The sequence below is a fragment of the Leifsonia sp. HAY1-4F genome (assembly GCF_056755275.1).
On the sequence record NZ_JBNDHX010000136.1, the window covers coordinates 1 to 8,802 of the forward strand.

General features: G+C 72.4%; 7 protein-coding genes. 6 read left to right on the forward strand and 1 reads right to left on the reverse strand.

What is annotated here, in order from left to right:
• Positions 1-70 precede the first annotated feature (70 nt).
• Positions 71-652, reverse strand: coding sequence for a class I SAM-dependent methyltransferase (locus ACPYOG_RS17740; protein ID WP_481295478.1), 582 nt, complete (start codon positions 650-652; stop codon positions 71-73).
• Positions 653-739: 87 nt separating this feature from the next.
• Here ACPYOG_RS17740 and ACPYOG_RS17745 point away from each other — a divergent pair, with 87 nt between their 5' ends.
• The 6 genes from ACPYOG_RS17745 (at position 740) to ACPYOG_RS17770 (ending at position 8,613) form a co-directional block, all read left to right on the forward strand.
• Entirely contained in the window at positions 740-4,195 is a 3,456-nt protein-coding gene (locus tag ACPYOG_RS17745; RefSeq protein WP_481295479.1) for an ATP-binding protein, read from the forward strand.
• Positions 4,196-4,257: 62 nt separating this feature from the next.
• Entirely contained in the window at positions 4,258-4,497 is a 240-nt protein-coding gene (locus ACPYOG_RS17750) for a helix-turn-helix domain-containing protein (protein WP_481295480.1), read from the forward strand.
• A complete protein-coding gene (locus ACPYOG_RS17755; RefSeq protein ID WP_481295481.1) occupies positions 4,490-5,002 on the forward strand; it encodes a Clp protease N-terminal domain-containing protein in 513 nt (170 codons plus the stop codon). Before ACPYOG_RS17750 ends, ACPYOG_RS17755 begins: the two co-directional genes overlap by 8 nt.
• Before the next feature lie 243 nt (positions 5,003-5,245).
• Positions 5,246-6,247 carry an ATP-binding cassette domain-containing protein gene (locus tag ACPYOG_RS17760; RefSeq protein ID WP_481295482.1) on the forward strand — a complete coding sequence of 334 codons (1,002 nt, stop codon included), beginning with the start codon at positions 5,246-5,248 and terminating at the stop codon, positions 6,245-6,247.
• On the forward strand, positions 6,244-7,062 hold the full coding sequence (locus tag ACPYOG_RS17765; RefSeq protein WP_481295483.1) for an ABC transporter permease: 819 nt from the start codon (positions 6,244-6,246) through the stop codon (positions 7,060-7,062). Before ACPYOG_RS17760 ends, ACPYOG_RS17765 begins: the two co-directional genes overlap by 4 nt.
• Before the next feature lie 165 nt (positions 7,063-7,227).
• A complete protein-coding gene (locus tag ACPYOG_RS17770) occupies positions 7,228-8,613 on the forward strand; it encodes an L-serine ammonia-lyase (protein ID WP_481295484.1) in 1,386 nt (461 codons plus the stop codon).
• Positions 8,614-8,802 lie beyond the last annotated feature (189 nt).

The window sequence follows — 8,802 nt, forward strand, 5'->3', positions numbered from 1 at the left end:
TCCGTCGTCGGCAGCGTCAGATGTGTATAAGAGACAGGTGGGGCGCGACCCCGTGGCGAAGAGGGATGCGTCAGGCGCGGGCGACGATGTGGAAGACGTGCCAGTGCTTGGGGCCGTCGAAGGACATGCCGCGTCGGTCGTCCTCGACCAGCTGGAGCACCTCCATCCCGGTGAGCATCCCCTCCACCTGCCTGCGCTCGTGGAAGCTCATGCCGGGGCGGCCCACCCACTCGTCGTGCGGCCCGAACAGCTCGCCGGCGAACAGGCCTCCCGCGCGCAGCGCCTCGCGGATGTCCGCCCAGAGGTACGGGAAGTGGGTCTCGTCGCAGAACGGCAGGGCGAAGCCCGCGTAGATCAGGTCGGCCTCGGGCAGGTCGCCGAGCTTCTCGAACGGAGCCTGCCGGACGGTCACGCGCTGCGACGCCTCGGGCGAGAGCCCGCTGCGGACGCGCTCCTCGACGCCCGGATCGGAGTCCACCGCCAGCACGTGCCAGCCGTTCTCGGCCAGGTGGCGGGTCTCCACTCCGTCGCCGCAGCCGAGGTCGATCGCGTCGCCGGCGGAACCGCCCCACGCCTCGAGCGCGCTCTGGAACGTCGGGCGGACACCGCGCCCGCCCTGCTTCTCGTAGAACTGCGACCAGTCGAACGCCATGCGGCTGAGCCTACGCGCGCGCGGCCCGCTCAGTGCGGCAGCGCGGCGGCGATGCCACCGGGCAGGCGGAGGCTCTAGGATCGGCGGGTGCAGTCCGAGCCTTCGTCCCCTCGCGTCGCCGTGCTCGGCCCTGTGCTGGTCGAGGACCGCACCGGCGCGCTGACGGAGCCGGCCGGCGCCCTCGGCAAGAGCCTGATCGTCGCGCTGGTCCTCGCCCGCGGCGCCGCGAGCGTCCCCTCGCTGGTCGACGACCTGTGGGATGACGCCCCGCCGCGACAGGAACGCGCCGCTCTGCAGACGCTCGTCTCCCGCGTCCGCACCACGACCGCCGACGGCCTGCTGGAGTCGACTCCGAGCGGCTACGCGCTGGCCGTCCCTCCCGAGCAGACCGATCTCGGCCGGGCGCGGCATGCCCTCGACCGCGCGGAGGCGGCCCTCCTCGACGACGACCCGGCCTCCGCCGCTGCCGAGGCGACGGAAGCGCTCGGGCTCTGGCGTGGCGAGCCCGGCGCCGAGCTCGGCGCGACTCCCCTCGCCGACGAGCTGCAACGCACCGCCTCCGCCCTCTACGACGACCTGCTCCTGGTCCGCGCCCGGGCCCGACGCGCCAGCGGTGACCCGTCCGGTGCGCTCACCGACCTGCGGCCGCTCGTCGCGCGTCGGCCCCTCGACGAGACCCTGCGACTGGAGCAGCTGCACGCCCTGGCCGACGCCGGCCGCCGAAGCGAGGCCCTCCTGGCGTTCGCCGAGCTGAAGGAGGCGCTGCTCGAACGCCTGGGGACCCGTCCCGGCCCTGCCCTCGTCGCCCTGAACGCCGATCTGCTCGCCGAGGACGACGCTGCCGACGTCGCACCGCACCCGGACGCCCCGCGCCGCATCCGCATCGGGCTGCGCTCTGCCCCCAACGCGCTGCTCGGCCGCGAGTACGACCTCCAGGCCGTCGAGGACCTCATCGCCACCTCCCGCCTCACGACCGTCCTCGGCGCGGGTGGCCTGGGGAAGACCCGTCTCGCGCAGGAGATCGGCCACCGCGCCGTCCACACGCCCGCCGTGATCGTGGTCGAGCTGGCGAGCGTCCGCACCGGAGAGGATGTGGAGCTGGCCTTCGCCTCGACGCTCGGCGTCCGCGAAGCGCGCGCCGCCCGTCCCGTCGATCCGGGCGCGCGGATCGACCTGCGCTCGCGCATCCTGGGACTGCTGGCGGAGCGCGAGACGCTGCTCATCGTCGACAACTGCGAGCACATCGTGGATGCGGCCGCCGCGTACATCCAGGACATCCTGGACTCGACAACCACCGTCCGCGTCCTCGCGACCAGCCGGGCGCCGCTGGCGATCGGCGCGGAGCATGTCTACCCGCTCGATTCGCTGAAGAGCACCGAGAGCGACGCCGGGACCGAGAGCGACGCCGGGACCGAGGCCGACGCCGAGGCCGGCGCCGAGAGCGACACCGAGACCGGCCCCCACCGCGACCGCACGCGCGCCGCCACCGGGTCACCCCGCGCCGAGTCGCACTACGGCCCCGCCGTGGCCCTGTTCGTCGACCGCGCCCGCGCCGCCCGCCCGGGCGCCATGCTGCCCCTGGATGTCGTCGCCCGCCTCTGCGACCGGCTCGACGGACTGCCGCTCGCGATCGAGCTCGCGGCCGCCCGCACCCGATCCCTCTCGGTGGACGAGATCGAGCGCAGGCTCGGCAACCGCTTTGCCCTGCTGACCGGCGGCGAGCGCACCGCACCGGAACGCCACCGCACCCTGTTCGCCGTCATCGAGTGGAGCTGGAATCTGCTCGGAGCCTCCGAACAGGCGCTGCTGCGCCGGCTCTCCCGCTTCCCCGACGGCTTCAGTGCTCAGGCCGCGGAGGCGGTGGCCGCATCCACTACGGTCTCGGTGCTCGACGACCTCGACGCGCTCGTGACGCAGTCGCTGGTGACGGTGAGCGAGGACCCGACCACCGGGCTGCTGCGGTACCGGATGCTGGAGACCGTCCGCGAGTTCGGCGACCGCGAGCTGGTCGCTGCAGGCGAAGAGGACGAGGTCTGCGACGGCATGGATGCGTGGGCGATCGCCTTCTGCCGCGACGCGCTGTCCACGATGCACGGCCGGACCCAGGTGAGCACCTTCCAGCGGGTCACGGCCGAGCAGGACAACCTCGTGGGGGTGCTCCGGTCCGCCCTCGCCGGCGTCAGGCGGGACACCGTCGCCGTGGTGTTCGCCGCGCTCTCGTACTACTGGTCGCTGCGCAGCGCGCACTCGGAGGTCCTCGGTTTCGGCCCTGCGGTGATGGATGTGCTGACCGGCCACGAACCCGCCGCCGAGGTGCGCGACGCGGTCGCCGCCGGCTACACGGTCATCGGGGGCACGTTCCTCTTCATCGACCTGCGGACCTCGGCGCGTGCCCTCTCCCGCCTGCGCCGATTGCGCCGCGCCGAGCCGCTGGCCGATCCGCGATTGGATGCGCTGGCCGAGCTCGCCCTCGAGGCCGGACACCGCGACACCGGCGTGCGGCTGCTCACCGAGTTCGCTGCCTCGGCCGATCCCGAGCGGTCGGCGATCGGCAACTTCCTGACGGCGCAACTGCAGGAGAACGCCGGCGAGCTGGAGGCGTCCCTCGCCTCGGCGACGCGAGCCTGGCAGCAGGCAGGGATCTCCGGAGACGCCTGGTCGATGGCCTCCGCCGCGCAATCGATCGCCCAGTCGCACAGCCAGCTCGCGCATCCCGCCGAGGCCCTGGAGTGGGCGCAGCGCGCCTACGACCGCATGGCGCTGCTCCAGGCGGACGGGGACCTGCGGCAGCTCGACTGGCTGATCGCCATGAATGCGATCTCGGTGGGCGAAACTGCTCGCGCTCGCCGGCTGCTGGAGCGGTACCTCGCGGCCGAGGTCGACCGCAGGGGTTTCGACTTCGTGGACTACTACGCGATCGGGCATGCCGGGATGGCGGAGATCGCGCTCGCGGAGGGCGATCTCGCGCAGTCGGTGCGGCTCTACGACGACGCGATCGACGTGTTCGCCGAGGAGAGCGCGTCGAGCAGGATGTCCCTGAGCCCGTGGCGCACCATGATGGGCGCGGCCCGGCTGGTGGCGCGCCTGCGCGTGCACGCGACCGACCCTGCGCTGGTGGACTGGGCCGGGACGGATGCGGCTGCCGCGGATCTGCGCATCCGCACGCTCGTCACGTCGCGGATGAGCCCGCCGAACCTCGACCGGCCCGTCATCGGCTCCTGCCTCGCGGGCTATGCCGCATGGATGCTCGACCCACGCACCGCTGAGGAGCACGGCGCCGAGGCGCTCGCGGGCGCCGAGCACGCGGGCGGCGAGCGCGCCTCCGCCGACTGGGTGGAGAGCGGGCTGACGATGTTCGCCCTCGCCGGCCGGGCGAACTCCCGCCAGGACGTGCCCAGTCTGCACCGGGACGCGATCGCGATCCCGATCGCTGCTGCGTGGGGCCGGGAGCGGCTGGAGGCGGCCCTCGCTGCCGTGGCACCCCTCACCCCCGGCGAGGCGGCCACCCGCGGCCTCGCCGTGCTCTCCGCCGTCCGCGCGTAGCCGATCTTGCTGGATTAGCAACCACAGTTGACAACGAGCAGTTAGCAACTATAGTTGCTTGCATGAACGCCACCCCCTTCCCGGACCCCGTCGGAGGCGTCGCCGACGGACTCGCCGCCGTCGTCGCGCTCCGCGAACTCGCCGACCAGCTCGAGGACGCCGAGGTCGAGCGAGCCCTCCGCGACGGGTGGACCTGGACCCAGATCGCCGACGCACTGGGCGTCACACGTCAGGCGGTCCACAAGAAGCACCTGCGCCGCGTCGCCGCCGCCGGTGTCGAACTGAGGAGACGCAATGTCTGAGATCCCTGCCGGCGCCCCCGAGGAGCTGCCGGCCCAGCCGCTGTCGCGTGCGTTGCGGCCCATCGTCATCCGCTCCGTCACGGAGGCGCAGCTGCGGAACGCGCCCCTGATCGAGGCTGAGCACCTGCTGCTCGCCCTGTCCCGCGAGGGCAGCGGCCCGATCCGGTCGGCGCTCGCCACCGCAGGCCTCGACCCGGAGGGGCTGGATGCGGCCCTCGCCGCCGAGCGCGCGGCGAGCCTCCGCGTGGCAGGCGTGACCCCGCCTCCGGCCGCGCGTCTGGCCGCGGCCCCCCGCGTGGCACGGCCGCGCTGGGGGACCTCTGCCCGCGACGTGCTCAGCCGGGCCCACCGGGTCGCGTCGGCGAACCGCCGACGCCAGGGCATGGCCGAGCTCGACCTGCTCACGGCCCTCCTGGGCCTGGAGCTCGGAACGGTCCCCCGCGCCCTGACCATCGCCGACGTCGACCGCGCCGCGGTGCTGGCCGCCGCCGCAGCGGCCGCCTGACGCGCGGCCGCCTGACGCGCGGCCGCACCGCCGCATCCATCCGCTGGTCCCAACACGCCGTCTCGACGCGCGCGATAACGGCGTGTCGGGACCACTCGATCCACAGCCCTCACTCGCACGGCCGCACCGCCGCATCCACTCGCTTACAGCCTCCCGCCGCCGCTGTAAGCACGACGTAAGCGCCGCGTAAGCGCGCCCCGGCACGATCGGAGCATCACCCATTCCCACCAGGAAAGGACCACCATGACTCGCAGCTCCGAGTGGGCCGTCGAAGCCCACGGGCTCGTCAAGACCTTCGGCGACAATCGCGCCGTCGACGGCGTCGACCTCACCGTCCGCGCCGGCGCCGTCTACGGCGTCCTCGGCCCGAACGGCGCCGGCAAGACCACCACCATCTCCATGCTCGCCACGCTTCTGAAGCCCGACGCCGGCGAGGCCTTCATCTTCGGGCACGACATCCGGAGGGAGCAGCAGGTCGTCCGCCAGCTGATCGGCGTGACCGCCCAGTTCGCCTCCGTCGACGAGACCCTCTCGGCGAACGAGAACCTGATGATCTTCTCCCGGCTCCTCGGCCTCAGCGGCAGCGAGGCGAAGCGAAAGACCGCCGAACTGCTCGAGGAGTTCGGGCTCACGGAGGCGGCCAAGCGTCCGCTGAAGAAGTTCTCCGGCGGGATGCGCCGCCGCCTCGACCTCGCGGCCAGCCTGATCGCGCAGCCGCCGCTGATCTTCCTGGACGAGCCGACCACAGGCCTCGACCCGCGGACCCGCGCCCAGATGTGGGACACCATCCGGCGCCTCGTGGCCACCGGCTCCACGGTGCTCCTGACCACGCAGTACCTGGACGAGGCCGACCAGCTCGCCGACCGCATCGCCGTCATCGACCGCGGCCGCGTCGTGGCCGAGGGAACGGCGGACGAGCTCAAGGCGTCCGTCGGCGAGTCCTCGCTGCAGCTGCGCCTGGCCGACCCGGCAGACCTCGAGGATGCACGCCGCGCCATCCGGACGGTCCTCGGTGTGGATGCGGTCGCCTCCCCCGAAGGCTCCCGTATCACCGCGCCGATGCGCAGTGCGGACACGGTCACCGACCTGTTCGTGACCCTGCGCGAGGCCGGCATCCACCTGTCCGAGATGTCCGTGCAGAAGCCGACGCTCGACGAGGTGTTCCTCACGCTCACCGGCCACGGCGTGGACGACGACACCGCGGACCTCGCGTCCGCCGACGAAGGAGAGAAGGTCCCCGCATGACCGCCATCGCCACCATCACCCCTCCCGCCCAGCGGGACCTCAAGAACCACGTCAGCCTCAGCCAGACGCTCGCCAACACCGTCACCATGGCGCACCGCGGGCTCCTGAAGATCAAGCGGACGCCCGAACAGCTGATGGATGTGACACTCCAGCCGATCATCTTCACCGTGATGTTCGCGCTCCTGTTCGGCGGCGCCATCTCCGGCAACGTGCAGTCCTACTTGCCGGTGCTCATCCCCGGGATCCTGGTCCAGACGGTCATCACGACGTCCGTCGTCACGGGCGTCCAGCTGCGGGAGGACATGGACAAGGGCGTGTTCGACCGCTTCAAGTCCCTGCCGATCGCGCGGATCGCGCCGCTCTCGGGCGCGTTGCTCGCCGACACGCTGCGCTACGCCATCGCGACGACCATCACCTTCATCGTCGGCATCCTGATGGGCTACCGCCCTGCCGCCGGCGTCGGCCCGGTGATCCTCGCCGGGCTGCTGGTGATCGTGTGCTCGTGGGCGATCAGCTGGATCTTCGCGTTCTTCGGCGTCATCGCCCGGACCGCGGGATCCGTCCAGGGGATCTCCTTCCTGGTGCTGTTCCCGCTGACGTTCTTCTCGAACGCCTTCGTGCCCGTGAAGACGATGCCGGACTGGCTGCAGTCGTTCGTCAACGTCAATCCGGTCTCGCACCTCGTCACGGCGGTTCGCGAGCTGGCCGACAGCGCGACATTCGGCGCCGACGGCTGGATCGCCCTCGCCGGAGCGGCGGTGATCGTCGCGGTGTTCGCGCCGCTGACCGTCCGCGCCTACATGCGGAAGGCCTGACCGGGCGAGCGTCCGGTCCCCCCGACGGCGGCCGTCGCATCCTGCGGAGGGATGCGGCGGCCGCTTCACGTGTGCGGCGCCGTCGGGCTCGCTGCCGCAGGATCGCTGCGCGAATGTGCGGGCCCACGCGGATATCATGCGCCAGAACCGACATACACTGGAGAAGTGACAGCGTACGTCTCGGCCTTCGACCTGTTCTCGATCGGCATCGGCCCCTCGAGCTCGCACACCGTCGGCCCCCTCCGCGCAGCGGCCGCGTTCGCTGCACGTCTCGACGCGGACGGGATGCTCGACCAGGTCGACCAGGTCACCTGCACGCTCTACGGATCCCTCGGATCGACCGGGATCGGCCACGGCACCCCGGACGCCGTCATCGCGGGCATGGCCGGCCTGCAGCCGGAGACCTGCCGCCCCGAGGATGTGCACGGCGCCTGGTCGCAGCTGCAACCGGGCGCGACCCTGCTGCTCGCCGGGCGGCGCAGCATCCCGCTCTCGAAGGACGACATCGCGTTCGAGCCGCGGACGCGCCTGCCGGGCCACCCGAACGCCCTCACGTTGCGGGCCTGGGGCCGGGATGCCGCGGGCGAGCGGTCGCCGCTGCCCCTGCTCGAAGAGACGTACTACTCGATCGGCGGCGGGTTCATCCGGCGCGACGGCGAGGAGGCCGAGCTGGCGGCGCGCAACGCGCATCCACTCCCCTACGACAGCTCGGAGGAGCTGCTCGCGATCTGCGACCGGGACGGCATCCCGATCTGCGAGGTCGCCAGGCGCAACGAGGTCGCGCTCCACGGCGAGGAGGCCACCCGGGAACGGCTCGACCTGATCTGGGAGGCGATGGCCGAGTGCGTCGCTCGCGGCCTGGCCGGCGACGGGACCCTCCCCGGCGGCCTCGGCGTGCGGCGGCGGGCGGCCACGATGCGGGAGCACCTGGAGTCCGTGCAGGACGACCCGGGACGCGCCACCTCGCTGGAGTGGCTGCACGCGTTCGCGCTCGCGGTCAACGAGGAGAACGCGTCCGGCGGCCGCGTCGTGACGGCGCCGACGAACGGCGCCGCGGGAATCGTCCCCGCCGTCGCGCACTACTACCTGCGGTTCGTGCCCGGCTCATCCCTGGAGGGAATCCGGCAGTACCTGCTGACGGCGACCGCGATCGGCTCGCTGTTCAAGGCGAACGCCTCCATCTCGGGAGCCGAGGGAGGCTGCCAGGCGGAGGTCGGCTCGGCGTGCGCGATGGCCGCCGGCGCGCTCTGCGCGGTGCTCGGCGGGACGCCTCGCCAGGTGGAGAACGCGGCGGAGATCGCGATGGAGCACCACCTGGGGCTCACCTGCGACCCGGTCGGCGGCCTGGTCCAGATCCCGTGCATCGAACGGAATGCGATCGCCTCGTCCACCGCCGTCTCCGCCGCCCGGCTGTCGTTGCACGGCGACGGCCGGCACCTGGTGTCGCTGGACACGGTCATCGAGACGATGCGGCAGACGGGACTCGACATGTCCACGAAGTACAAGGAAACCAGCGAGGGCGGCCTCGCGGTCAACGTCATCGAGTGCTGAGCGGTCCGGCCGGTCGCGCTTCGTTCCGGCGCGTGCGGGCGCGTGCCGCCTCCCTCCCGCCGAAGTGCTCGTTGTTGCATGCGCGTACGGCGTGTCGCCTGCAACTACGAGCACTTCGCGGGGATGCGCGCGGCGGCACGCCGGTGAGGCGGCGCGCTCCGCAGAGGTGCCCGTTGTTGCGCCGCGTGC